This window comes from Sphingobium sp. RS1 (genome assembly GCF_056156825.1).
In genome coordinates this window covers 482,761-506,830 of record NZ_JBLZXE010000003.1, presented here as the reverse complement: position 1 = coordinate 506,830, position 24,070 = coordinate 482,761, and the positions used below count along the sequence as shown (strand labels likewise).

General features: G+C 62.9%; 21 protein-coding genes. 11 read left to right on the top strand and 10 right to left on the bottom strand.

Going from position 1 to position 24,070, the window contains the following annotated elements; translation table 11 throughout:
- The 5 genes from ACNHGR_RS22215 to ACNHGR_RS22195 all read right to left on the bottom strand — a co-directional run bounded on the left by ACNHGR_RS22215 (window position 1) and on the right by ACNHGR_RS22195 (window position 4,717).
- On the bottom strand, window positions 1–912 hold the full coding sequence (locus ACNHGR_RS22215) for a VOC family protein (RefSeq protein ID WP_475289010.1): 912 nt from the start codon (window positions 910–912) through the stop codon (window positions 1–3).
- 17 nt (window positions 913–929) lie between these two features.
- On the bottom strand, window positions 930–1,418 hold the full coding sequence (locus ACNHGR_RS22210; protein WP_184273151.1) for an aromatic-ring-hydroxylating dioxygenase subunit beta: 489 nt from the start codon (window positions 1,416–1,418) through the stop codon (window positions 930–932).
- Window positions 1,419–1,452: 34 nt separating this feature from the next.
- Entirely contained in the window at window positions 1,453–2,784 is a 1,332-nt protein-coding gene (locus tag ACNHGR_RS22205; protein ID WP_475289008.1) for an aromatic ring-hydroxylating oxygenase subunit alpha, read from the bottom strand.
- Window positions 2,785–2,879: 95 nt separating this feature from the next.
- Entirely contained in the window at window positions 2,880–3,800 is a 921-nt protein-coding gene (locus tag ACNHGR_RS22200) for an NADP-dependent oxidoreductase (RefSeq protein ID WP_475289006.1), read from the bottom strand.
- A 14-nt stretch (window positions 3,801–3,814) separates the two neighbouring features.
- Window positions 3,815–4,717: an SDR family oxidoreductase gene (locus ACNHGR_RS22195; protein ID WP_475289004.1), complete on the bottom strand. Its 903-nt coding sequence runs from the start codon at window positions 4,715–4,717 to the stop codon at window positions 3,815–3,817.
- Window positions 4,718–4,865: 148 nt separating this feature from the next.
- Between ACNHGR_RS22195 and ACNHGR_RS22190 the strand changes: the two genes are divergently transcribed.
- The 5 genes from ACNHGR_RS22190 to ACNHGR_RS22170 are packed head-to-tail and all read left to right on the top strand — an operon-like array spanning window position 4,866 to window position 10,574.
- Entirely contained in the window at window positions 4,866–6,107 is a 1,242-nt protein-coding gene (locus ACNHGR_RS22190) for an Rv3169 family protein (RefSeq protein ID WP_475289002.1), read from the top strand.
- A 34-nt stretch (window positions 6,108–6,141) separates the two neighbouring features.
- Window positions 6,142–7,290 carry an acyl-CoA dehydrogenase family protein gene (locus ACNHGR_RS22185; RefSeq protein WP_475289000.1) on the top strand — a complete coding sequence of 383 codons (1,149 nt, stop codon included), beginning with the start codon at window positions 6,142–6,144 and terminating at the stop codon, window positions 7,288–7,290.
- A 13-nt stretch (window positions 7,291–7,303) separates the two neighbouring features.
- Entirely contained in the window at window positions 7,304–8,470 is a 1,167-nt protein-coding gene (locus ACNHGR_RS22180) for an acyl-CoA dehydrogenase family protein (RefSeq protein ID WP_475288998.1), read from the top strand.
- An 11-nt stretch (window positions 8,471–8,481) separates the two neighbouring features.
- Window positions 8,482–9,336, top strand: a complete 855-nt coding sequence (locus ACNHGR_RS22175; RefSeq protein ID WP_475288996.1) for a MaoC/PaaZ C-terminal domain-containing protein — start codon at window positions 8,482–8,484, stop codon at window positions 9,334–9,336.
- Window positions 9,336–10,574, top strand: coding sequence for a spinster family MFS transporter (locus ACNHGR_RS22170; RefSeq protein ID WP_475288994.1), 1,239 nt, complete (start codon window positions 9,336–9,338; stop codon window positions 10,572–10,574). Before ACNHGR_RS22175 ends, ACNHGR_RS22170 begins: the two co-directional genes overlap by 1 nt.
- 4 nt (window positions 10,575–10,578) lie before the next feature.
- Here the strand turns inward: ACNHGR_RS22170 and ACNHGR_RS22165 are convergent, their stop codons facing one another.
- Window positions 10,579–11,202: a glutathione S-transferase family protein gene (locus ACNHGR_RS22165; protein WP_475288993.1), complete on the bottom strand. Its 624-nt coding sequence runs from the start codon at window positions 11,200–11,202 to the stop codon at window positions 10,579–10,581.
- A 92-nt stretch (window positions 11,203–11,294) separates the two neighbouring features.
- Here ACNHGR_RS22165 and ACNHGR_RS22160 point away from each other — a divergent pair, with 92 nt between their 5' ends.
- Genes ACNHGR_RS22160 through ACNHGR_RS22145 form a run of 4 tightly spaced genes read left to right on the top strand, consistent with a single transcriptional unit; the run spans window position 11,295 to window position 14,672 of the window.
- Window positions 11,295–12,476, top strand: coding sequence for an acyl-CoA dehydrogenase family protein (locus ACNHGR_RS22160; protein ID WP_475288991.1), 1,182 nt, complete (start codon window positions 11,295–11,297; stop codon window positions 12,474–12,476).
- An 11-nt stretch (window positions 12,477–12,487) separates the two neighbouring features.
- Complete coding sequence (locus ACNHGR_RS22155) at window positions 12,488–13,639, top strand: acyl-CoA dehydrogenase family protein (protein WP_475288990.1); 1,152 nt, start codon at window positions 12,488–12,490, stop codon at window positions 13,637–13,639.
- Window positions 13,639–14,004: an EthD domain-containing protein gene (locus ACNHGR_RS22150; RefSeq protein WP_475288988.1), complete on the top strand. Its 366-nt coding sequence runs from the start codon at window positions 13,639–13,641 to the stop codon at window positions 14,002–14,004. The genes ACNHGR_RS22155 and ACNHGR_RS22150 overlap by 1 nt, the downstream gene beginning before the upstream one ends.
- Window positions 14,001–14,672: a nitroreductase gene (locus ACNHGR_RS22145; RefSeq protein WP_475288986.1), complete on the top strand. Its 672-nt coding sequence runs from the start codon at window positions 14,001–14,003 to the stop codon at window positions 14,670–14,672. Before ACNHGR_RS22150 ends, ACNHGR_RS22145 begins: the two co-directional genes overlap by 4 nt.
- Before the next feature lie 21 nt (window positions 14,673–14,693).
- On the opposite strand, the gene ACNHGR_RS22140 is transcribed toward ACNHGR_RS22145, so the two are convergent.
- A complete protein-coding gene (locus ACNHGR_RS22140) occupies window positions 14,694–16,946 on the bottom strand; it encodes a TonB-dependent receptor (protein WP_475288984.1) in 2,253 nt (750 codons plus the stop codon).
- A 72-nt stretch (window positions 16,947–17,018) separates the two neighbouring features.
- The gene (locus tag ACNHGR_RS22135) at window positions 17,019–17,876 is read right to left on the bottom strand and encodes an alpha/beta fold hydrolase (RefSeq protein WP_475288982.1); all 858 of its coding nucleotides are present in this window, start codon (window positions 17,874–17,876) and stop codon (window positions 17,019–17,021) included.
- Window positions 17,877–18,031: 155 nt separating this feature from the next.
- Between ACNHGR_RS22135 and ACNHGR_RS22130 the strand changes: the two genes are divergently transcribed.
- Complete coding sequence (locus ACNHGR_RS22130) at window positions 18,032–19,684, top strand: M28 family metallopeptidase (protein ID WP_475288980.1); 1,653 nt, start codon at window positions 18,032–18,034, stop codon at window positions 19,682–19,684.
- 94 nt (window positions 19,685–19,778) lie between these two features.
- Entirely contained in the window at window positions 19,779–21,677 is a 1,899-nt protein-coding gene (locus ACNHGR_RS22125; protein WP_475288978.1) for a bifunctional sugar phosphate isomerase/epimerase/4-hydroxyphenylpyruvate dioxygenase family protein, read from the top strand.
- 196 nt (window positions 21,678–21,873) lie between these two features.
- On the opposite strand, the gene ACNHGR_RS22120 is transcribed toward ACNHGR_RS22125, so the two are convergent.
- Entirely contained in the window at window positions 21,874–23,175 is a 1,302-nt protein-coding gene (locus ACNHGR_RS22120; protein WP_475288977.1) for a carbohydrate porin, read from the bottom strand.
- The gene (locus ACNHGR_RS22115) at window positions 23,172–24,065 is read right to left on the bottom strand and encodes a shikimate dehydrogenase (protein WP_475288975.1); all 894 of its coding nucleotides are present in this window, start codon (window positions 24,063–24,065) and stop codon (window positions 23,172–23,174) included. The genes ACNHGR_RS22120 and ACNHGR_RS22115 overlap by 4 nt, the downstream gene beginning before the upstream one ends.
- Window positions 24,066–24,070: the final 5 nt, after the last annotated feature.

Here is a 24,070-nt window from a genome sequence, read left to right as displayed (position 1 = left end):
TCAGCCCGTCACCAGACCGGGGAATTTCATGGCATGGATGGTTTCGGGCACCGCATCCCACAGGTCGAGATTGGCCGGATCGGCGGACATGCGGCGCGGTTCACGCGCGCCTTCCTCCGGAAACTGTTCCATGCCCAGCGTATATTCCCAGACGAAATAGTCGGGATCGTAGATATAGAGATGAATACTGCCTGATGTGGGATGACGACCGATACCGAACTGTATCTGCACGTCGAACCGCTTGATCCGGTTGAACAGCTTGCCGATGTCGTCAATCTCGTTGACCATGAAGGCCAGGTGATGAAAGGTCGGCTTGGGCGCCGGGAATTGCAGGGGCGCAAAGCTGTGATGGTTGGGATTGGGCCATGCACGCAGCAAGGATGCCTTCCACCCTTCCAGATAGTCGGAGACGAGGAAGCCCATATTTTCGACCATATAGTCGGTCACGGCCTTGCAGTCGGGAATGACGAGGCCGTAATGCTTGCCGCCCTGAAAGTTGGTGAGCGTATTGGTGCGCGGCACTGTGGTATAGTTCATCCGCGCATAATATTCCCACACGGTATTCAGCTTGGGCTCGACGATGCGGAAGGCGCGTTCGAGGCCGAGCATATGGGCCTCTTCCTGCGGGATGAGCTGCGGCGACAGGCCGATGCGCTGATAATGGGCCAGCGCCTTGTCCAGATCCTCCTCGCTCTCCAGTTCCCAACCCGACCGGACGAAGCCGGGCTTTTCAGCGGGGATCAGCATGATGTCATGGTGGGACGGACCGATGCGGAAGAAGCGCGCGCCATTATCGCCCTCCCCCGACTGGTCCATGCCGAAGACATCGGTGGCAAAGGCGGTGGATTTTTCAATGTCGGTGACATTGAGCGCGAGATAGCCAAGACGGCGATAACGAAAGTCGACACCCATTTTACTGTTCCTACCCGTCACAGGATGATGGTGAGCCGCCCCTGATTATAGAGGCTGTTAAGATCGAGCGTGCAGCGCTTGTGGCGGATACGCACGCCATCGGCCGTTTCGACCAAAGTGAAGAAGGCTTCGCCCATATAGATGGTGCTGGTATCCTCCTTCGTGCGAAACACGGCGAAGTTGGCGCGCGCTGTCGTCTCGTCACCCTCCCCGCCCGTCACGCGGACATTGGTAATCATGTGCCGCGTCTTGGACCGGGGATATTCGGCATGCGCCGTCTTCTTGGTAAGGCGCGTGGCCCGGCCGCGGATACGGTCGATCCGGTCGGAAATGAGGAAGAGCGTGTTGCGCGCATCTGCGCCTGCCGGATCTTCGCAGGCCGGCGAGGTCACTTCATACAGCGCATCTTCGGTATATAGGGTTGCCCATTGCTCGGTTTCCCAGGCGTCGAGCAACTCCGCCTCGTAAAACAGAAAATCCTCAACCCCGGCACGATTCATTGTCATTTTTCTCTGCCCGTCCTGATTGTGTCGGTCTGGCTTATTGGGTTTCCAGCGTGTCGATGCCGCGCATCACCCGGTCCCACATGGTCCAATAGGCCTGCATCTGGATCTCATCGTCCGGCGCGCCTTCGGCATAGAGCGGGTCTTCCGCCTTGCCGAAGCCCTTGGAAATTTCGCTCCATTCGATCGGCGTATGGTCCGCCGCGTCCTGGCAGATTTCCAGCATCTCGATATCGTCGGGCGACCCGAAACCGGCCGGGCCGAGGAAGGAAACGAAATTGTCGAGCCGCAGCGCGCGCAGCTGCTCGCTTTCATCGTCCGGCCCCATCGCCCAGGCGGTGACGCGGATCTTGTTTTCCGATTCCGGCTCGATGATGCGAACCGTGACGGACAGGATGTCGTTGATGACGAGGTTGGGGAAGATCACCAGATTTTTCTGGCATTCGGCGATATATTTCGCCCGTTCCTCGCCCATGCGACTGACCAGACTGGCATAGCGCGCCTCGATCTCGTCCTTCGTGTCCAGCCCCATCGACGGCAGCCATTGCGCCACCGGCCGGCCGGTGGGCACGAAGCTGTCCAGCACCGCATGGCCATTGCCCAGCGAACGGGCGCAACCAGCGGTATTGTAGGTCGCCAGCGTCTTGTCAATCAGCCCTTCGCCCGGCGTGCCGACCATCTGATCGCGAAGATAATCGAAATAGGAAGCGTGGACCGGGAAGAGATGATAGCCGTCATAGCTATTCTCGCACAGCAGCTTGTAATTGGCGCGGATCGAATAGGTATGTTCGCCCGACAGGATGATCTGCTGTCCCTCGGTCTGGTCCATCAGCGCGTCGATCTGGTCGCGGGCGCCGTCCAGATAATCATAGAGGCTGATCGCCTTGGGATTATAGTTCACGAACCAGAAGCCGCGATACTGCTCCAGCCGTTCGACCGAGCGCAGGTCGAGATGCTTGTCCTCGTTGATGCCGTCGGCATAGCCGGTCTGGGCATTCTGCGAGACGAGATTGCCTTCGGAACTGAACACCCAGCCATGATAGGGGCAGGTGAAGTTGCGGGCATTGCCGGTGCGTTCGCGGCAGACCTTCGCGGCGCGGTGGGTGCAGGTGTTGTAATGCGCCCGCACCTCCCCCTTTTTGTCGCGGATGAAGATGAGGTCGCGACCGCCGACGCGGCGCGCGTGGAAATCGCCCTTCTTCTTCAGTTCCGTATCATGGCCGATATAAAGCCAGCATTTGGCGAAAATCTGCTGCTTTTCCTGCTCGAAAACCTCCGCGCTGCGATAGGCGTTGCGGTGGACGCGAAAACTACCCTTCTCAGGATCTGCCTTCACCAATTCCTCGCGGACTGGATCATACAGGGCCATGTCTCTCTCCTTATGTGGTCGAATCCGACCAATTCGCCCACGCATGATACGCATGCGAACCTTTTCCGCAACAGCTTTCGGACAGGCTTGCCGATTTAATCGACGGCCAGCACGATCTTACCGCGGACATGGCCGTCCATGCTGGCGCGCAGGGCGTCGGCGGCCTCTACGAAGGGGAAGGTCCGGGCGATCTCCACCTTGAGCGCGCCGCGATCGGCCAGTGCCGCGATTTCCCGCAATTGCGCGCCATTGGGGCGGACGCGGACCTTGTAGGCGCGCACGCCATCGACTTCCTCGACATCGGGTGCCTTGGGGCCGCCGGCGATGCGGATGACCGATCCGCCGGACCTGACCAACGACCAGAGGCCGCTTTCCTGCGAATTGCCGACCAGATCGAGCAATATGTCGATGTCCTGTGCTTGTCCGTCAGGTGGATCGGTACGGAAATCGACCACGGCGTCGGCGCCGAGCGAACGGACATAGTCGGCATTGGCGGCCGAGGCCGTGCCGGTGACACGGCCGCCCCGCGCCTTGACGATCTGCACCGCCGCCATGCCGACGCCGCCGGCCGCATTATGGACCAGCACATGCAGGCCATTGAGGTCGCGACCGTCGGCCGCCAGCCCCTGCCAGGCGGTCAGCGCCACCAGCGGCAGGCCCGCCGCCTGCGGGGCACTCAATCCCTTGGGGCTGACGGCGCAGGCCGCCGCATCGACCAGGATCGATTCGGCATAGCCGCCCGTCAGCCCCGGATGGGCAAAGACCGGATCACCCACGCTCCAGCCTTCGACCCCATCCCCCACCGCGTCCACGATCCCCGCCACGTCACCCCCCGGGACGAGCGGCAGCGGCGGCAGCACGGGGGCCTTGCCGCTGAGCAGTTTCCAGTCGACCGGATTTACGCCAACGCCTTGCACACGCAGGCGCAACTGGCCCGGTCCCGGAACCGGCGGGTCGATGTCATCGATCACCAGCCGGTCGGGTCCGCCGAAATCATGGGCGCGGATGATCTTCATGATCGCTCTCCCGCTCAGGGATTGACGAAAGTGTCGCGCTCGATCCCGGCATTATAGCCGGCAGCGGCGAGCGCGTGGCGCAGTGGCCCTTCCACTTCCTTCGCATCGCGCGAGGCGGCGGCGCGAGGGCCATGTTTCCAGCCGTCGCCGACCGTATAGCCAAAACCCCAGGCTTCGGCGAAGATGCGGCCGGTAATGTCGGACGCCGCGGGGCTCGCGAGGAAAGCGACCAGCGCGGCGATCCATTCGGGGTCGCGCCGTTCCAGCATTTCACCCGATACTTCGCGCAGCCCTTCGGTCATGCGGGTCTGGGCACGAGGGGCGAGTGCGTTCACGGTGACGCCGATGCGTGACAATTCGCGTGCGGTAATGAGCGTGAAGGAAGCGATGCCGGCCTTTGCTGCGCCATAATTGGCCTGGCCGATATTGCCGAACAGGCCGGAGCCGGAACTGGTGTTGATGATTCGCGCGTCGCGCTGGCGGCCCGCCTTGCTTTCCAGACGCCAATAGTTTGCGGCATGATGGCAGGGGGCGAAGGTGCCCTTCAGATGCACCTTGATGACCAGATCCCAGTCATCCTCCGACATGTTGACCATCATGCGATCGCGCAGGATGCCGGCATTATTGACCAATATGTCGAGCCCGCCGAAGGTGTCGATCGCCTGTTGCACCATCGCCTGCGCCTGTGCCCAGTCGGAGATGTCGGCGCCGTTCACGATCGCCTCGCCGCCGGCCTTGCGGATTTCCTCCACCACTTCCTGCGCGGGCGAAAGGTCGGCACCGTCGCCCGCCGCGCTGCCGCCCAGATCGTTGACGACGACCTTCGCGCCCTCTTCCGCCAGCTTGAGCGCATAGGCGCGTCCCACGCCGCGTCCCGCGCCCGTAACGATTGCGACCCGTCCTTCACAGATGCCCATCGGCCCCTCCTTCTTTCTTCCTAAATTAGGACGCATCCTAATTGTGATGTTGCAAACTATATGCTTCATCGCTTATTTGAGCGCAAGGGGGCTGTCAACGGGCAGCACCCCGATCAGCCGAAACAGGCTGTCAAGGAAAGGGAGCAGGATGGCCGAGGAACTGTTCGAGAAGATGGCGCTGACGCCGGGGGACGAATATCCGTTCCACGCGACGCCCTATCCCATGTCCTACGTGCCCAACAGCGATCCGGCATGGGACGATGGCTATTATTTCCTGGCCTATGATGTGGAGAGCGGCGCGTCGGTGTGGACCGGCATGCGGGTCGCGCCCAACAGCAATATCATCGGCGGCTATGTGAACAGCAACCTGCGCGGGGTGCAGCGGGCGCTGCGCCTCAGCCGGGTATGGCGCGACGATTTTTCGGTGGCGATCGGGCCGCTGCGCTATGAATTTGTCGAGCCGTTGAAGGCAGTCCGCCTGATCTGCGAACCCAATGAGTCGGAGATTGCGTTCGACATATTGTGGCAGGGGCTGTCGCCCTGTCACCTTGCCATGCACCATCGCGCGGTGAAGGGCGGGCGCTTCACCACCGACCAGAGCCGCTATCATCAGGTCGGGCGCTGCACCGGATGGATGGAAGTGGCGGGCCAGCGCTTCGAGATGCCGGAGGAGGCGCCATGGGGCGGATCGCGTGATCGGTCCTGGGGCATTTATGAAAGCCGCCCGCCACTGGGCGCCGCGCCGCAATGGCTGCCGCCCGCCGAGCCAGTGGCGGTGCCGCGCGCGCTGCGCTTTTCCGCCTTTATCGAGGCGGAGGATATCTCCAGCTATTTCCATTTCCACGAAGGGCCGGATGGGCAAAGGCAGGTGCTGAACGATGCCTTTGGCGTGCCGTTCGAAGGGTCGATCGACTATGGCTGGGACGGCGGCAAGCTGGGGCTGGTTGATTATGACCATCAACTCAACTGGCGGCCCGGCACGCGATCAGTGACCGATGGCGTGGTGACGCTGACCGATGCGAAGGGCGAGCGCTGGACAGTCGCGTTCGACTGTCCGCATCCGCCGCATGTGCTGGGGCAGATCGGCTATCATGTCGGTGCCTGGCATGATGGCGGCACGATCCACACCTGGCATGGCCGCAGTCCCGCGATGGAATGGGACGAATATGATTTTTCGCAGCAGCCCTGCGAGCATCGCTTCCCCGGCAATGGCGAGACGAAGACCGTCTTTGGCGTCGAACATTATGCACGCGTCACGCTGACTGCGCCGGATGGCCGGGTGCGCCATGGCCGATCGCAGTTCGAGGTTTTTCTGAACGGCCGATACGCCCCCTACGGCTTCGAAGCACAGGGCAATCATGGCGGCCTGACCGGGCGCGGCATCGCCTGACATTTCCATTTTTTCCGACACGGAGAGACGCAACGTGAAGACCCTACCCCGCCCCATTTATGGCGAAGAGCATGAGATGTACCGCGATGCGGTACGCCGCTTTATCGAGAGCGAGATCACCCCCTATCACCGCCAATGGGAGGAGGATGGCGTGGTGTCGCGCGAGGTGTGGCGCAAGGCGGGCGCGGCGGGCTTCCTCTGTTCCAACGCGCCGGAGGCGTTTGGCGGCGCGGGCGCGGACTATAAATATAACGCCGTCTTCACCGAGGAACTTGGCTATGCCGGGGCGACGGGGCCGGGCTTTGCCGTGCATAGCGACATGGCGGCCAACTATATCCTGAATTTCGCGAGCGAGGAGCAGAAGGCGCGCTGGATTCCCGGCATGGTGTCGGGTGAGACGATCGCGGCGCTGGGCCTGAGCGAACCGGGCGCCGGCAGCGACCTAAAAGCCATCAAGACCAGCGCGGTCCGCGATGGCGATGACTATGTCATCAATGGGCAGAAAACCTATATTTCCAACGGGCAACTGGCCAGTATCGTCATCCTTGCCTGCAAGACCGATCCGGCCGCGGGCGCGCGGGGCATGAGCTTCATCGTCGTGGAAACCGACCGGCCCGGCTTTTCGCGCGGGCGCAATCTGGAGAAATTCGGGTTGCTGGCGCAGGACACGTCGGAACTCTTCTTTTCCGACGTGCGCGTGCCGGTGACCAATCGCATCGGCGCCGAAGGTCAGGGCATGGGCATCGCCGTGCATAATCTGGCCGAGGAACGGCTGTCGATTGCGGTCCATGCGGTTGGTATGTGCAAGGGGATGCTGGACACGACCATTGCTTACACCAAGGATCGCATGATCTTTGGCAAGCCGGTGTCGGATTTCCAGAATACCCGCTTCAAGATCGCGGAAATGGTGGCGCAGACTCAGGCGATGCAGGTATTTGTCGACCGCTGCGTCGAACTGGCGGTAGACAAGGCGCTCGATAACGAGACGGCCGCCATGGCCAAGATGCTGGCGGGCGAACTGCAATGGCGGATCGCCGACGAGTGCCTGCAATTTTACGGCGGCGCCGGCTATATGCTGGAATATCCCATTGCCCATGCCTTCATCGACAGCCGTATCCGCAAGATCGCCGGCGGATCGTCCGAAGTGATGCGCGAAATCATCAGCCGCAAAATCTTTGCCTGAAGGGGGACCAGTCATGGAAATCGAACTGAATGAAACCCAGCAATCCGTCCGCGATGGCGTGGGCCGCATCGTCGACCAGTTTGGCGACGAATATTGGTCTAAACTCGACCAGAGCGGCGATTTTCCGCACGAATTCCACGCTGCGCTGGCGCAGGGCGGTTATCTGGGCATCACCATGCCGGAGGAACTGGGTGGATCGGGGCTGGGCGTCACCGAAGCGGCGATCATGATGAACCGCATCTGTCAGGGATCGGGCGGCTATTCGGCGGCATCGACCATCCATCTGAACCTGTTCGGGCCGCATGCCGTGGTCGTGTTCGGCACGGCCGAGCAGAAGGAGCGGATGCTGAAACCCCTGATCGCGGGAACGGACAAGGCCTGTTTTGGCGTGACCGAGCCGGACGCGGGCCTCGATACGACCAGCATCAAGACGTTCGCGACTAAGGTTCCCGGCGGATACCGGATTACCGGTCGCAAAATCTGGACATCGTCAGGGCAGGTTGCGAACAAGATCGTCATTCTGGCGCGCACGACACCCAAGGATCAGTGCAAGCGACCGACCGATGGCATGAGTTTTTTCTACACTGACCTCGACCACAGCAAGATCGAAGTCCGGCGCATTCCGAAAATGGGCCGTAATGCCGTCGATTCGAACACGACCTTCATCGACGATTATTTCGTGCCGGATGAGGATTTGATTGGGGAGGAAGGCAAGGGCTTTCATTATATCCTGCATTCGCTCAATCCCGAACGGATATTGGTCGCGTCGGAAGCCGTCGGCAATGGTCAGGGCGCGCTGAAGCGGATTTCCCAATATGCACAGGATCGGCATGTGTTCGGCCGGCCGATCGGCATGAATCAGGGCATCCAGCATCCGCTGGCCGAAAGCTGGATGGCGCTGGAATCCGCCTTTTGGATGGTGATGCGGGCGGCATGGCTCTATGATGCGGGCAAGAGTTGCGGTGCGGAGGCGAACAGCGCCAAGTTCCTGGCCGCGCGCGCGGGCTTCGACGCCTGCACCCGCGCCGTGATGTTCCATGGCGGCATGGGCTATTCCAAGGAGTATCAGGTCGAACGCCTGTTCCGCGAAAGCATATTGCTGCGCATCGCGCCCGTTACCGAACAGATGATCATGAGCTTCATCGGCGAGAAGGTTCTTGGCCTGCCGAAAAGCTATTGAAGGACGAGTCCATGGATCTTGATAAAGTCGTCAATCGCGCGTTTCCTGATACCGAACAAAGCTACACCAGTCGGGACACCATCCTCTATGCCCTTGGCGTCGGTTTCGGATCGGAACCATTGGACGCCGGCCATATCGATTATCTGTTCGAAGAGCGGCTGAAGGCATCGCCCACCTATGCCAACGTCCTGGGGCATCCGGGCATGTGGGCGCGCGACCCCGAATATGGCATCGACTGGAAGAAGCTGCTCCATGCCGAACAGCGGCTGGAAATGCACGCGCCGCTGCCGCCGGAAGGGCGGATCAGGGCCAGCCATCATATCATGGGCGTCCGCGACATGGGCGAACGCGGGGCGATGCTGCACCAGCGCAAGCAGGTGACGGATGCGCAGAGCGGACAGGCGATCGCGACCGTCACCAACACGCTGATGCTGCGCGGCGATGGCGGTTGTGGCGACTGGGGCGAAGTGCCGGCTGATCTGGCGAAATTGCCGGACAGTGCGCCAGACAGCGCGGTGGAGGTGCAGGCGACCGAGATCCAGCCGCTCATCTATCGCCTGTCAGGCGATCTCAACCCGCTGCATATCGACCCGGAGGTGGCGAAGGTTGCGGGCTTCCCCCGGCCGATCCTGCATGGCCTGTCGACCAAGGGCATGGCCGGCTATGCGCTGCTGAAGCAATTTTGCGGCATGGACCCGGCACGGCTGGGGTCGATGGCGGTGCGGTTCAGCCGGCCGGTGCTGCCGGGTGACCGCATCCGCTTCGAATTTTGGGGCAGCGGGCCGGGCACGGTAAGGTTCCGCGCGATCGTGCCCAATCGCGACGACCTGATGGTGCTGGATCGCTGCGCGGCGGAGATCAAGTGATGCGTCGCGGCGGCGCCTGGGTGGCGCTGGCGCTGCTCGCGGCGATGAACCTGATGAACTATTATGACCGGTTGCTGGTGGTCGTCCTGTCCCAGCCGTTGCGGCTGGAATTTGCGCTGAGCGATACGCAATATGCGCTGCTGACCGGGCCGGCCTTCGTGCTGGTCTATGCGATCGCCAGCCTCGTCTTCGGGCGGCTGGCGGACAGTCGCGGGCGGCGTGGCCTGATCGCCTTCGTCATTGCCCTTTGGAGCGCGATGACGGCGCTGTGCGGCTTTGCCAAAAGCTTTGCGCTGCTGGCAGTCGCGCGGGCCGGCGTGGGCATTGGTGAAGGGGGCGCAAATCCGGCGGGCATGTCGCTGCTCAGCGATCATTTCCCGCCGCAGCGCCGGGCGCTGGCGCTCGCCCTGTTTCAGGTCGGCGGTAATATCGGCATGCTGGCCAGCTTCGTCACGGCGAGCTGGATCGCCACCCACCATGGCTGGCGCGCCGCCTTCTGGCTCGCGTCCGTGCCGGGGATCATTCTGGCTGCGCTGGTCTTCTTCTGCATGCCGGATGCGCCGCGCGGCCAATATGATGGCGATGAGGAAGAACCCGCCCCGCTGGGCCGGACGCTGGGTCAACTATGGCATAACCGGGCCTATGTCTGGCTTTGTGCCGCGGCCAGTTTCGGCGTGTTCAGCAGTCTGGGCATGCTGATCTGGTTGCCACAATATTTTATCCGCCTGCATGGCATGGCGCAGCAGGAGGTCGGGTTCCTTTTCGGGCCGGCCGCGAGTTTCGGCCTGATTGCGGGCATGCTGGTCGGGGGCTGGCTGGGCAACCGGCTGGCGGCGCGGCATCTGGCGGCGCCAGTGTGGATCTGCATCGTCGCCAATATGGCTCTGGTACCGGTGTTGCTGACCGTGCTGTGGAGCGGGTCGACCGGGGTGGCGCTGGGCGCCTGTTTCCTCGCCATGGGACTGGCGGTCATCTATGCCCCGGCTTTTCAGGCGACGATGCAGAGCGTCTGTTCCGCCCGCCAGCGCGGGATGGCCGGCGCCTGCTCCAACGTGCTGAACGCCTTGATCGGGCAGGGTCTGATCCCGCTGTTCGTCGGGATGCTTAGCGATCGGCTGATGCCGGTTTATGGCCCGGAAAGCCTGCGCTGGGCTTTGACCGTGGCGACCGGTTTCACCCTGTTGTCGTGCCTGTTGTTCATGGTCGCCGCACGCCATGTGCGGCGACGCTTTGGTTGAGGCGTCAGGCGACCAGCAGGGCGCTGTCGTCAATCGCCTGCACTCGCTGCCAGGCCGGGCGGGCCATGCAGCGCGCCAGCCAGTCGGCAATGGCAGGGAAACGCGTCATGTCGATGCGCGGGGCGATGCCGGCGATCGGGAAAGCGGTGTTGATATCGCCCAGCGTGAAGGCGTCCCCCGCAACATAGGCATGGCCCGCCGCCAGATGCTGTTCCAACGCCCCCAGCGTATCGGTCACGCCAGACAGGCAGGCGCCGACGACCGTGCCATCGGGCGCCTCTCCGGCCTGCCCTGCGCGGCGGATTTCGCGCACCATGACGGTGAAGTGAAATTCGACCTCCGTGATCGCCCAGCTGGTCCACTGGTCCATGCGCGCGCGGCTGTGGGCATCGGTTGGCAGCAGTGCGTTGGGCGTTAGCGTCGCCAGATAGGCGGTGATCGCGACCGATTCCGTCAGGATGAAATCGCCATCGACCAGCACCGGCACCTTGCCCATCGGGTTGAGCGTAAGGAACTCGGCCGCCTTGCTGTCAGGCACCGGCAACTGGCGATAGGGCAGGCCCAGTTCCTCCAACGCCCAGAGGCACCGCGCGACGCGGCTCGGCTTGGTTCCATATATTGTCAGCATGTCTCTCTCCCGGCTTGACCGCCATTTAACATGCTGGTGTAATATATGCTAGCGAATAACATAGAATCGCGGAATAGGGAGGATCGCTGGGCATGAACGGCAATGGCTATGATGCATGGCGGAGACGATCGCCCTTTTATGATGAGACGCATGAAGCGCTGTCGGCCAGCGTCCGCGCCTTTATCGCGCGGGAAGCGACGCCCCATGTCGAGGATTGGGAGGAGACCGGGATCGTCCCGCGCGCCTTTCATGAAAAGGCCGGCGCTGCGGGGCTGCTGGGGCTGGGCTTTTCTGACCATCTGGGCGGCACGGGCGAGGGAATAGACGCCTTTCACAAGCTGGTGCTGGTGGATGAAACGGCGCGTTGCGGATCGGGCGGCGTGCAATCGGGCCTGTTCACCCACGCCGTCGCCATGCCGTTGCTGATCGAGCATGGCGACGGCGATCTGGCCGCGTCGGTCGCGCCGCGCATATTGGCCGGGCTGGATATATTGGCGATCGCCATCACCGAACCATCGGGCGGATCGGATGTCGCGGCGCTACGAACCAGTGCGCGGCGCGACGGCGACAGCTTCATCGTTAACGGGTCGAAGACCTTCATTTCCAACGGCATGCGCGCCGACTGGTTCGTGACGGCGGTGCGGACCGGTGGGCCGGGCATGGGCGGCATTTCCATGCTGCTGATCCCCGGCGACAGCGAGGGTCTGTCGCGCACCCCGCTCAGGAAGATGGGCTGGCATGCCGGCGACACCGCGATCCTGCATTTCGATGATGTTCGGGTACCCGTGCGCAACCTGCTGGGCGCGGAGAATAAGGGGTTCAAGCCGATCCTGCGCAACTTCAACTGGGAACGGATACAGGCGGCGCAGCAATGCACCGCCTTCGCCCGGATTGCGCATGAGGAAGCGGTGGACTGGGCGAACCAGCGCGAGACGTTCGGTCAGAGGCTGGGCGCGCATGCGGTGATCCGGTCGAAGCTGGCCGACATGAAACGCCGGATCGACACCACGCAGGCGGCGATCGACCTTAATGCCTGGCAGTTCGACCGGGGGCTGGATGCGGCGGCGGACATCGCCCTGCTGAAGGTGCAGGCGACACGCATGTTCGAACGGGTGCTGCGTGAGGCAGCGCAGGTTCTGGGCGGCGCCAGCTTCATCCGGGGCACGCTGACCGAACGCATCTACCGCGAAGTCCGGGTCGTCGCGATCGGCGGCGGGTCGGAGGAAATATTGCTGGATCTGGCCGGACGGCAGCTTGGCTACGGCGCATCATAAAGGGAGGATATATGGCCTATCAGTCAACGGAGTCGCTCTGGACCCCGGAACATCAGATTTTCCGGGAAACGGTGCGCCATTTCATCGCGACGGAAATCGAGCCGCATGTCGACCAGTGGGTCGAGGATCATGCGATCCCGCGCAGTTTCTGGACCAAGGCGGCCGAAGCCGGTTTGCTGGGCGTGGATATTCCTGAAGCCTATGGCGGGCCGGGTGGCGATTTTCTGCATCGGCTCGTGATCGCGGAGGAGATTGGCTATAGCGTCGCGGGCGCGGGGATGGCGCCGTCACTGATCGCCGATGGCACCTGCGAAATCCTCTACCGTTCCGCCAATGAGGAGCAGCGGCAAAAATATCTGCCGGCCATGGTACGCGGCGAAATGCTGTTCGGGCTGGCCATCACAGAGCCGGACAGCGGCAGCGACGTATCCTCGATCCGCACGACTGCGCGGCGCGAAGGGGACGACTATGTCATCACCGGCGCCAAGACCTATATCTCGCAGGCGTCGATCGCCGACGCCTTCATGGTGGTGGCCCGAACCAGCGATGCGCCGGGATCGAAGGGGTTGTCGATGATCATCGTCGAAGCCGATCGCCCCGGCTTCAAGCGTGGCCATGCGCTCAAGAAGATGGGCGTCAACGCCTCCAACACCGGCGAGATCAGCTTTGACGAAGTGCGTGTACCGGTGAGCAATTTGCTGGGTGAGGAAGGGCGCGGCATGGCGCTGTGCCTAGGCGGCGTGAACATGGACCGGATCACCTGGCCGCTGATCGCCCATGCCGCGTCGCAGCGGGCGCTGGAGGAGACGATCGAGTTCGTGAAGAATCGCAAGGCGTTCGGCCAGACCATCTTCGATTTCCAGAATACGCAGTTCAAGCTGGCGGAAATGAAGACCGAACTGGCGGTCGGTCGCGCCTTCCTGGACGATGTCATCCGGGATTATCAGGCGCAGGGTCGGCTCGATACGCTGAAATGCGCGATGGCGAAGATGTGGCTGCCCGAAATGGAGGGGCGGATCATGGACACATGCGTGCAACTGCACGGCGGTGCGGGCTATATGGACGAATATCCGGTATCACGCCTGTTCACCGCCGCGCGGCTGCATCGCATCTTTGCCGGAACGGCGGAGATCATGCGCGTGATCGTCGCCCGGTCGCTGTGATGTTCAAGGTGATCGTGCTGGCGAAGAAACGCCCGGACATCAGCTTTGCTGCGTTTCGCGACTATTATTCCAACCATCATGTGCATCTGATGAACCGGTTGCTGGACCATGGTGCGGCGATCCACCGGCGCAATTTCGTGATCCATCCCGACCCGGACCATCCGGGCGACTATGATGTAATTTCCGAGGTCTTCTATGAGGACAAGGCGATAGCGGAAGCGACGATGCGGGAAATGGCGGACCCGGATGTGCATCGACAGCGGATCGCCGATGAGACAGAATTTCTGCTACCGGAATCCGTGCGCGTCTTCATGGTCGAGGCGGACATGACGATCTTCCGGCCGATGGAGGGGGTGACGCCGTGAATGTGACAGAGGCCGTGACGACGCGGCGGTCAATCCGCCAGTTCCTGCCCGATCCGGTCGATCGGGCGGTGCTGGAACGGGTGCTGGACAAGGCGCAGCGGTCGCCATCGGGCGGCAACCTGCAACCCTGGAACCTGCATGTCGTGGGCGGCGATACGCTGGCCCGGCTGTGCGACGATCTGGCGACCGTACTCCCGCAGGGGCGCGCCGCGCATAATGGCGATTATGTCATCTATCCCGAAGCACTGGCCGACCGCTATGCCGCCAGCCGGCATGAGGTGGGCGAGAGCATGTATGCGGCGCTGAACGTCGCGCGAGAGGACAAGGCCGGGCGCCTGGCGCAGTTCGGGCGCAATTATCGCGCATTCGGCGCGCCGCTGCTGATGCTGGTGCATATGCCGCGCTATATGGGGCCGCCGCAATGGGCCGATGTCGGCATGTGGCTGCAAAGCCTGATGCTGTTGTTGCGCGAGGAAGGGCTGGACAGCTGCGCGCAGGAGGCCTGGGCCGTCTATCAGAAACAGATCCGCGCCCATGTCGCCATACCCGACGACCATATCCTGTTCTGCGGCATTTCCGTGGGCTATCGCGATCCGGATGCGCCGGTAAACAGCTTCCCGGTCGCGCGCGTGCCGCTGGAGCAGGTGGTGACCTTCATCGACGCATGAAGGTCACCATAAGCAGACGCCCTAGCGTCCGCCCAGCTTGAAGCCCAACGTCACGCCATAGGTGCGGGGCGGCGCGTAGAAGGCATTGTCGCCAATCCCCGACACGGTGACATTCTGGAAATAGCGCTCATCGGTGACATTGTTCATGAACAGCGCCATGCGCCAGCGCTGGTCGGGCGCGGACAGGCTGACGCGCATGTTGAGCACGCCATAGGCATCCTGCTTCACATCGTCCCGATTGCCCGGGTCCCAATAGAAGCCGCTGTTGAACAGATAATTGGCGCTGAACCCCGCCTCCAGATTGCCGATCGGACGGTCATAATTGACGCCCAGATTGAGCGTGACCGGCGGCGCGTTGACGAGGTCGTTGCCCGAAGCGTCGGTGATCGTTTCGACATTGCCGAACGGGGCCGCCGCGCGCGGCGTGTAGACGCGGGCATCCTTGAACTCGCTATATTCGCTATTGAGCAGCGACAGGCCCATGCGGAATTGCAGGTCGCCCGTCGATACCGGCGGGGCAATGATCGCTTCGGCATCGAGGCCATAGATGCGCGCCTGTGCCGCATTATAGATGAAGCTGGCCCCCGCGATCAGCCGGTTGAGCTGCAAATCCTTATAGTCGTAATAGAAGGCCGACATGTTGAGCCGCAACGTCCGGCCGAGCAGGTCCGACTTGAAGCCGGCTTCATAGGCGTCGATCGTTTCCGGCCGGGCGGGCGGGAAATAGGGACCGCCCAGATTGAAAATACCGCTTTTGAACCCCCGGCTCCACGACGCATAGAGCAGGACGTCGCGGCTCAATTGATGGTCGATCGCCAGCCGCCAGGTCAGCTTCTTGAACGCGACATCGTTGGAAAAGGCCCCGTCAGGGAAAGCCGGGCTGACCGGGCGGGTGGGATTATTCTCGGTCGTGTCGATGACCGTCCCCTCCCCCAGCGGATGACCGGCCAGCGCGATCGTCTCGCCGTTCAGGCTTCGCTCGTCACGGGTGTAGCGCAGACCGGCGGTCAGCCGCATGCTGTCGGTCAGATGATAGGTGCCCTGCACGAAGGCGGCATAGCTGTTGGTCGTCACGTCATCATGGATGGCGCTGTTGAGCGCGGCGGTGGCGCTGCGAACGGCCAGAGGTTCAAATGCGGCCTTGGAATGGAAATAGAAGAGGCCCGTCGTGTAGTCGAGCCTACCCGTGGTGCCCAATAGGACCAGTTCCTGCTGGAAGGACTTTGTCGATTCCTTGAGGATCGCATCGACCAGCGCGAGCGGCGAGGCATCCTGATCGTAGCGGGAATCATTCTGGTAATCGCGATAGGCGGTCGTGCTTTTCAGCGTCGCCTCGCCGATCCGCCATTCGCCGACCAGTGATACGCCCCATTGCTTGAAAGTGCCAAAGGAGGTCAGGTTGCTGATCGTGCCATATTGATTGCCGTCATAGCTGAACCCGCCGGTCGTGCGCGTGCCCGGATAGATGATGCGGACATTGCCGATATCGGAATCGCGATGGGCATAGTCGCCCGTCAGGCGGAAATTGAGCGCGTCGCTCGGTTCGAACAGGATGGAACCGCGGACGCCCCATTCCTCCTTCCAGTTCACCTCCTGACCGGAGACGCCCGGCGTGCCGCCGGAATTGCGGCCATAACCCTTGTCCTGATTGACATAGACGGCCGCCAGATCGATCGCGACCGTATCGCTGATGCCTGTGGTGCCGTAAGCCTTGGCCGAATAAGTATCGTAATTCGCGTAGCCTACCTCCCCATCGATCATGGTTTGATAAGAAGGTTTCTTGGTGATGATCTGGATCAGGCCACCGGTGGCGTTGCGACCGAACAATGTGCCTTGCGGTCCCTTCAGCACCTCGATCCGCTCGATATTGTTGAAGATCAGGTTCACGCCGGAGAGCGCCGCGATATAGACGCCGTCGACATAGGTCGCGACGCCAGATTCATCACCGGGCGCCGAATTTTTCGAGCCAACACCACGCAGATAGGGCGCAATGGTGCTGCGTTCGCCGCCCAGCGACAGGCCGGGCGTGACATTGGCGAGTTGCGTCGTTCCCTCTATGCCGGCCTTCACCAGTCCGTCGCCGGTGATCGCCGCCACCGCGATCGGCACTTTCTGGAGCGATTCCGACCGGCGCTGCGCAGTGACGACGATGTCGCCGATGCTGCCTTCCTGCGCTGCATCGCCGGTACCCATCTGGGCAAGGGCAGGCACCACACCCGAAATCATCGAACCACCGGCAAGCAGGGTCGCCATCAGGCACGTCTTCACCGCCATCCCATTCTCCCATATCGTTATTTTTATTATGCTAGATTATGATATGCTGACGATCAATAATAATCGCCGTCGTCATGCCTGCCCAAAACGGATGCGATGCAGGAAGTCGAGCACGCCGTCATTGAAGGCATCGTTGCGGTCGCCTGCGACCATATGCCCGGCTTCGGGGACGCAATAGACTTCGGTCTGCGGGACCAGCCGGACCAGTTCGGCCACCCCTTCATCATCCACGATATCGCTCTTGCCGCCGCGCACCAGCAATGTGGGAATATGGATATGGCTGCTGGCGGCGAGAAGATCCTCCGTCCAGGCGGGCGGTTCGGCGCTGGGGCGGGCCGCCATCATGCGCGGATCCCAATGCCAGTAGAGCCGACCATCGTCGCGCAGGCGCAAGTTCTTCATCAGGCCGGAGGGATCGCGCTGCCCCTTGCGCTCCGGATTATAGGCGACCACGGCGGCCAGTGCTTCGTCTATATTGGCAAAGCCGCGATCATGGGCCTGCATGAAGCCCTGAATCTTCTGTACGCCCGCCGCCGCCGGGCGCAGGACGATGTCTACCAGTATCAGCGCGGTCGCCTGTGGCGCCTGCCCCATGCCCACTGCGTAGAAGCTGGTCATGCCGCCCATCGACGCCCCCACTAGCGCGACCGGCCGGCGATCGCCGATGACCGTTTGCAGGTCCGCGCCGCGCGCCTTGAGCGAATAGTCGCCGCTGTCCGCCCAATCGCTGTCGCCATGGCCGCGCGCATCGAAATTAATGACATGATAGCCCTCCCCTATCATGCGGCGCATGGCGCCCGACCAGCTATGTCGCGTCTGCCCGCCACCATGCAGCAATATGATCGTGGCGGCATCCGCCGGACCACCGACATCGGCCACCAAGGTCAGGCCATCGCCTGTCCGATATTCGCGGCGGGTCATATCCATCATTCCAACCTCTCCTGTCATCGCCATGCGCTACAGGCTTTCCATAAGATATGCTAGCGAACTTGTTTCGTTGCACATCTGTATAAAGTATGTCGACATCGGCCGTCCGATCGGCATGATCCCGACTCGCCGCGCAGTTCTGCGCCAAGGAGTTGAATATGTTGCCCTCTTTATCGTTCATTCGCCCGCTGACGCTTGCTGGCCTGCTCTCCACATCGGCCATCGCGCTGGCGGCCCCGCCCAGCTTCGACGTGGCCCGTGTCAGCGCCGACATTAAGACGTTGGCGAGCGACGCATTTGAAGGGCGTGGCCCGGCGACCCGCGCCGAGGTGAAGACGATCGACTATATTTCCGCGCAGATGAAGGCAGCGGGGCTTAAGCCGGCCGGGCCGAAGGGCAGCTGGTTCCAGGACGTGCCGCTGCGCATGTCGAACATCACCGGCACGCCGACCTTGTCGATGAATATCGGCGGCAGCGCTGAGGCGCTGACCCAAGGCGGCGAGATCGCGGTGCGCGCGGCGGAGACGGGCCAGTCGTCGGTCAAGTTCGCCGACCTGCCACTGGTCTTCGTCGGTTATGGGGTGAAGGCGCCGGAACGTGGCTGGGACGATTTCAAGGGCGTGGACCTGAAAGGCAAGATCATGGTCGTGCTGGTCAACGACCCCGATTTCGAGGGCGGCGAAGGCGACTTCGGCGGCAAGCTGATGACCTATTATGGCCGCTGGACGTACAAGTACGAAGAAGCGGCGCGGCAGGGCGCGGCCGGCGTGCTGGTGGTGCATGAAAGCGAGCCGGCCTCCTATGGCTGGGCCACGGTCAAGAACAGCAACACCAACACCATGTTCGACATCGTCCGCGCCGACCCGAAGGCGGCGCATACGCAGATGGAAGGGTGGGTGCAGAAGGATCTGGCGGCCAAGCTGCTGGCGGCGTCCGGCGTCGATTTCGAGGCGGCCAAGGCGGCGGCGCGCAAGAAGGATTTCAAGCCCATCCCCTTGAAGGCAACGATGAGCGCCGACTATGCTGTGAAGTCGGAGATCATCACCTCGCATAATGTCGCGGGGCTGGTGCAGGGTAGCAAATATCCCGACGAGACGGTGATCTATTCGGCGCATTGGGATCATCTGGGCATTGGCGCGCCCGATGCGAAGGGCGACACCATCTATAATGGCGCCAAGGACAATGCGTCGGGTACCGCCGCGCTGTTGGAACTGGCGCGCGCCTATGCCAAGGGACCGAAGCCTGAGCGGACCGTGTTGTTCCTGGCGGTGACGGCCGAGGAGAAGGGTCTGCTAGGGTCCGAATATTATGCCGACAATCCGCTGCGGCCGCTGGCGACCACGGCCGGCGTCGTCAACATGGACGGGCCGTTCGGCATGGAGAAGACGACCAATTTCAGCATTTCGGGCGCGGCCAAGCTGGACCTGCTGACCACACTGACGCAGGAAGGCGAGAAACTGGGTCGCCATTATACGCCGGACGCGCGGCCGGAGGCTGGCAGCTTCTATCGTTCGGACCATTTCCCCATGGCGAAGCGCGGCGTGCCGGCCATCTCCTTTAATCCGGGGCGCGAACTGGTGAATGGCGGGGCCGAGCGCGGCAAGCTGTTGCAGGACGCCTACACCAAGGATCGCTATCACCAGCCGGCCGACGAATATGACGCCAATTGGGATACGAGCAGCTGGGTCGGCGACCTGACGCTGCTCTATAATGTCGGGCGGCGCGTGGCGGACAGCCATGACTGGCCCAACTGGTCGGCGGACAGCGAATTCCGCGCGACCCGCGATGCGACGGCAGCGGAACGCAAATAGGGTGGTATAACCATAAGCTATGCCCCGGTCAGTTCGGCCTGATTGCCGATGCTGACCGGGGAGAGGATTATGGCGGCCCTGCAAAGGAGCCGCCATGACCATTGCCCGATCCCGGAACGCCATCGCCACCGTATCGCTGCGCGGGACGTTGGAGGAGAAGCTGAAAGCCGCCGCCGCTGCGGGTTTTGCCGGGGTCGAGATTTTCGAGAATGATCTGGTCGGGTCAGCCCTGTCGCCCAAGGCGGTGCGGGCGATGCTGGACGATCTGGGTCTGGCCTGCATGCTCTACCAGCCGTTCCGCGATTTAGAGGGATTGCCGGGCGACCTGCGCCGCCGCGCCTTCGACCGGGCGCGGGCCAAGTTCGACCTGATGGAAGAGTTGGGCACCGACCGCATCCTCTTCTGTTCAAGCTGCCATCCCGCCGCGCTGGGTGAGCGGGAGCGGATCGTCGATGATTTCCGCGAACTGGGCGGGATCGCGCAGGAACGCGGCGTCGTCGTCGGCTATGAGGCGCTGGCCTGGGGCCGGCATGTCAACGACCATCGTGACGCCTGGGCGATAGTGGAGGCGGTCGATCATCCGCATATCGGCATCATCCTCGACAGCTATCATTCGCTATCCCGTCAGATCCCGAGCGAGAGTATCCGGGCGATACCGGGCGACAAGATCGCCTTCGTGCAACTGGCCGACGCGCCGCTGCTCGACATGGACCTGCTTTACTGGAGCCGCCATTTCCGCAACCTGCCGGGACAGGGCGGGCTGGACGTTGCGGGTTTCGTGGCGGAGATATTGCGCACCGGCTATGACGGGCCGCTCAGCCTGGAGATCTTCAACGATCGCTTTCGTTCCAACGCCGCGCGGCTGGTGGCGGAGGACGGGCACCGCTCGCTCGACTATGTCCGCGATGCCGCGCAACGGCTGATCGACCAGCCCACCGCCATGCCCGCGCCGCAGCCGGTGCTGGGCTGCGAGTTCGTGGAGTTCACCGCCGATGGCAGCGATGCCGCGCGGCTGGGCAGCAGCTTTGCGTCGCTGGGTTTCACGCTGGTGGGCGAACATCGCCACAAGAAGGTGACGCGATGGCGGCAGGGTGGCGTCAACCTGATCGTCAATGCCGAGCCGAAGGGCTTTGCCAGCGCCTATCGCGCGACGCAGGGCACGTCGATTTGCGCCATCGGCGTACGGGTGCAGGACAAGGCTGCCGTGCTGGCCCGCGCCGCCGCGCTGGGGATTAAGGCCTATAGCCCCGAAGGACGACCGGGGCGGATGGCGATGCCGGCGCTGCGCGGGGTTGGCGGCAGCCTGATCTACCTGATCGACGATCATGAGGTGGAGGGACTGTGGGCGCGCGAGTTTGAGGCGGTGGAGATGGATGCGGACGCGATCGGCGCGGATGTGCGCGGCATCGACCATCTGGCCGCCGTGGTCCATAATGACGAATTCCTGTCCTGGCAGCTCTACTGGCGTGCGCTGTTCGGGCTGGAGGCGCGCGGGCCGCAGGATGTGATCGACCCGTCGGGTCTGGTTCATAGTCAGGCGTTGCAGTCGGCGGACGGCGCGTTCCGCGTGACGATCAATGCGTCCGACGCGCGGGAAACCCTGTCCTCCCGCTTCCTCGACCATGGCTTTGGCGGGGGATATCAGCATGTCGCGCTGACCACCGACGATATTTTCGCGACGGCCAAGGGCTTGCGGGAGAATGGCGCGGCGATGCTGGAGATACCGGCCAATTATCATGCCGACCTCGCCGCGCGGTTCGATCTGGACGGGCCACTCGCGGCGCGGATGGCGGCGGATGGCGTCCTCTATGACGAGGATGGCGAGGGCGCGGGCTTCTGGCAGATGTACAGCCGGGCATTCGACAAGCTGTTCTTCTTCGAATTCGTCCAGCGGGCCAAGGGCTATGCCGGCTATGGCGCGCCCAATGCCGGGGTGCGGCTGGCGGCGCAGAACCGGTTCCGGCCAGAGGCGATCCCGGCGGCGACATTGTAGGAATATGGGCGCTTAACTTCGCACATTTCCCGCTGAATGCGACATTTCATAATAAATGTTGGAAATAATAGAAGGCCGGTCAGTCATCATTGCGAGCGCAGCGAAGCAATCCAAGGGAGTGCCACATGGATTGCTTCGCTGTGCTCGCAATGACGAAATTAGCATTTATGAGGCGCTGTAGGACAGCGCCCTGCCCTTACAGGATGAGCTTGATCGTGGCGCCTGCCACCACGGCATCGGGATATAGATTGGTAGCGCCGACGCGGTGGATATATTGGAGGTTGGGACGGATCAGCAACTGGCGGGTCGCCTGCCAGCCATAGAAGATTTCGCCGCTCATCTCATGCGTCTGGACCGCGACATCCTGTCCCAGCGCCACCTGATCGCGCTGGCGGTCGGTGATGCGCGGGTTGACGCGGGCATAGACGAGGCCAAGGCCGAAATTGTCCTTGGGCCGGCTGTCCCACAGGCCGCGTGCGACAAAGCCGCCGCTGATGAAGGTCGGCACGCGCGCGGTGTGGCGATCCGACAGGGTTAGCGTGCCGAACAGGCTGAGGCCGCGATCGCCCGGTCCGAAGCGGACGATCATCTGTTCCGCCATGGCCCAGGCGCTCCACCGTTCCTGCCGCATGGCCGGCGACAGACCGGACAGGACATAGGAATCGCCGTTGATATCATCGCGCACATCGGCGCGGTCGGTGGTGTCGACCAGCCCGCCCACGCGGAACAGGCCCGGCAGGCCGCCCGGCTTCTGCCCCGTCTTCAGCCCCAATTCGACCGGCAAGACGAAGCTGTCGAACCGGGGGCCAAGTTTCCACCCTGCCCCGGTCTGGGCGCGGAAGGCGTTGACTTCGAAGCCTGCGACGGTGACGCTGAGGTTCGGCGCAATTTCCTGCCGGACGCGCAAACCCCAACGCGGGATCGGAAAGCCCGAAAAGCCGCTATTGTAGAAGAGCGTGGTCGGGCGTGGACAGAAGGCGAAATTCTGGAACTGGCACCCGCTGGGCAAGGTCGCGAAGTCATCCCCGGTATGATAGAGGCCGAATTTCAACGCGGTCTTGCCGCCATTCAATTTCTGTTCGTAGCTGAGTTCGGCCGGGCGCAGGTCCTGACCGCCGCCGAACAATTCCTGCACTTCGAACAGGTTGCCAAGGCGGGTGGCGGTCAGATCCTCGCCCTTGCGATGGATGATCGTGGCGATGATCTTGCCGCCGTTCAGGCCGAACGCCTTGCCCGTGTCGATCGAGGCGGAGGCGAGCAATTGCTGGGTATAGGCCGCGCCGCCATCGCGCCCGCCGGTGAGGCTGGCCGCGCTTTCGGAGACATAGGAGAAAGTGAGATCGACGCCCTTGTCCTTCAGCCGCGTGCGCCAGCCGGGCTTGTCGGCTGGCGGCGGAGGCGGTGTTTGCGGGCCGGCGGGCGGTCCCTGCAACTGTGCAGCCTTGGCCAGCACCACGGGCGCGGGCATGACGATGGCAGGCGGGGTGTCGGCGATCATGCGGAAGCTCCTGCGCTGGCGCGGTCGAAATCGCGCAGCATCCGCGCGGCGTCCGGTTCGATACCGGTGAACAGGGCGAAGGCTTGGGCGGCCTGCATCACTGCCATGCCACCGCCGGTCAGCGTTGCGGAGCCCTTCGCCTGCGCGGCGGCGAGCAAGGCGGTCCGGAGCGGGAAATAGATGATGTCCGACACCCATTGATCGGCCGTCAGCAGATCGGGATCGAAGGGCCGGCCGGGATGGCTGAGCATGCCGATGGGCGAGGTCTGGACCACGCCGTCGGCGCCGGCGATGGCGGCTTGCGCCGTCGGGGCAGCGGTTACTTGCGCGGCGGGGAAAAGTGCGGCGAAGCGATCGGCCAGCGCCTGCGCGCGGTCCTGTGCCGGATCGAACAAAGTAAGGTGCGTGGCGCCCAGGTCGAGATGGGCATAGCCCACCGCCGCTGCCGCGCCGCCGGCGCCGATCATCGCGACATGGGCACGCTTGTGCTGGCCAAGGCCGGCGAGGAAATGGGCGCGATAGCCCGACCAGTCGGTATTGTCGCCATAGGTGCGGCCTTGTTCGAACAGGATGGTGTTGACCGCGCCCAGTGCTTGCGCCGCCGGGGACAGGCTGTCGAGCAGCGGCATGACGTCCTGCTTGAAGGGATGGGTGACGTTGATGCCGTCGAAGCCCATGGCCGCCAGCATGGGGATGAGGCGCGGCAGGCCCGCCGCGTCATAGCCCATCACTTCGCCGTCGAGGATGCGGTAGACCATCGGCAGGCCGAGCGCGCGGGCCTCGCCCTCGTGCATTTGCGGGCTGCGCGATCCGGCGATGCCGCTGCCGATCAGGCCGCAGAGGATGGACGCGACCGGTCGGCCCGTATCCGATACGGGGGTCTGGAACATGGGAT

Coding starts and splice junctions, on each gene's coding strand:
- ACNHGR_RS22215 (WP_475289010.1), bottom strand. CDS start 912: ATGGGTGTCGACTTTCGTTATCGCCGTCTTGGCTATCTCGCGCTCAAT.
- ACNHGR_RS22210 (WP_184273151.1), bottom strand. CDS start 1,418: ATGACAATGAATCGTGCCGGGGTTGAGGATTTTCTGTTTTACGAGGCG.
- ACNHGR_RS22205 (WP_475289008.1), bottom strand. CDS start 2,784: ATGGCCCTGTATGATCCAGTCCGCGAGGAATTGGTGAAGGCAGATCCT.
- ACNHGR_RS22200 (WP_475289006.1), bottom strand. CDS start 3,800: ATGAAGATCATCCGCGCCCATGATTTCGGCGGACCCGACCGGCTGGTG.
- ACNHGR_RS22195 (WP_475289004.1), bottom strand. CDS start 4,717: ATGGGCATCTGTGAAGGACGGGTCGCAATCGTTACGGGCGCGGGACGC.
- ACNHGR_RS22190 (WP_475289002.1), top strand. CDS start 4,866: ATGGCCGAGGAACTGTTCGAGAAGATGGCGCTGACGCCGGGGGACGAA.
- ACNHGR_RS22180 (WP_475288998.1), top strand. CDS start 7,304: ATGGAAATCGAACTGAATGAAACCCAGCAATCCGTCCGCGATGGCGTG.
- ACNHGR_RS22175 (WP_475288996.1), top strand. CDS start 8,482: ATGGATCTTGATAAAGTCGTCAATCGCGCGTTTCCTGATACCGAACAA.
- ACNHGR_RS22170 (WP_475288994.1), top strand. CDS start 9,336: ATGCGTCGCGGCGGCGCCTGGGTGGCGCTGGCGCTGCTCGCGGCGATG.
- ACNHGR_RS22165 (WP_475288993.1), bottom strand. CDS start 11,202: ATGCTGACAATATATGGAACCAAGCCGAGCCGCGTCGCGCGGTGCCTC.
- ACNHGR_RS22160 (WP_475288991.1), top strand. CDS start 11,295: ATGAACGGCAATGGCTATGATGCATGGCGGAGACGATCGCCCTTTTAT.
- ACNHGR_RS22155 (WP_475288990.1), top strand. CDS start 12,488: ATGGCCTATCAGTCAACGGAGTCGCTCTGGACCCCGGAACATCAGATT.
- ACNHGR_RS22150 (WP_475288988.1), top strand. CDS start 13,639: ATGTTCAAGGTGATCGTGCTGGCGAAGAAACGCCCGGACATCAGCTTT.
- ACNHGR_RS22140 (WP_475288984.1), bottom strand. CDS start 16,946: ATGGCGGTGAAGACGTGCCTGATGGCGACCCTGCTTGCCGGTGGTTCG.
- ACNHGR_RS22135 (WP_475288982.1), bottom strand. CDS start 17,876: ATGATGGATATGACCCGCCGCGAATATCGGACAGGCGATGGCCTGACC.
- ACNHGR_RS22130 (WP_475288980.1), top strand. CDS start 18,032: ATGTTGCCCTCTTTATCGTTCATTCGCCCGCTGACGCTTGCTGGCCTG.
- ACNHGR_RS22125 (WP_475288978.1), top strand. CDS start 19,779: ATGACCATTGCCCGATCCCGGAACGCCATCGCCACCGTATCGCTGCGC.
- ACNHGR_RS22120 (WP_475288977.1), bottom strand. CDS start 23,175: ATGATCGCCGACACCCCGCCTGCCATCGTCATGCCCGCGCCCGTGGTG.
- ACNHGR_RS22115 (WP_475288975.1), bottom strand. CDS start 24,065: ATGTTCCAGACCCCCGTATCGGATACGGGCCGACCGGTCGCGTCCATC.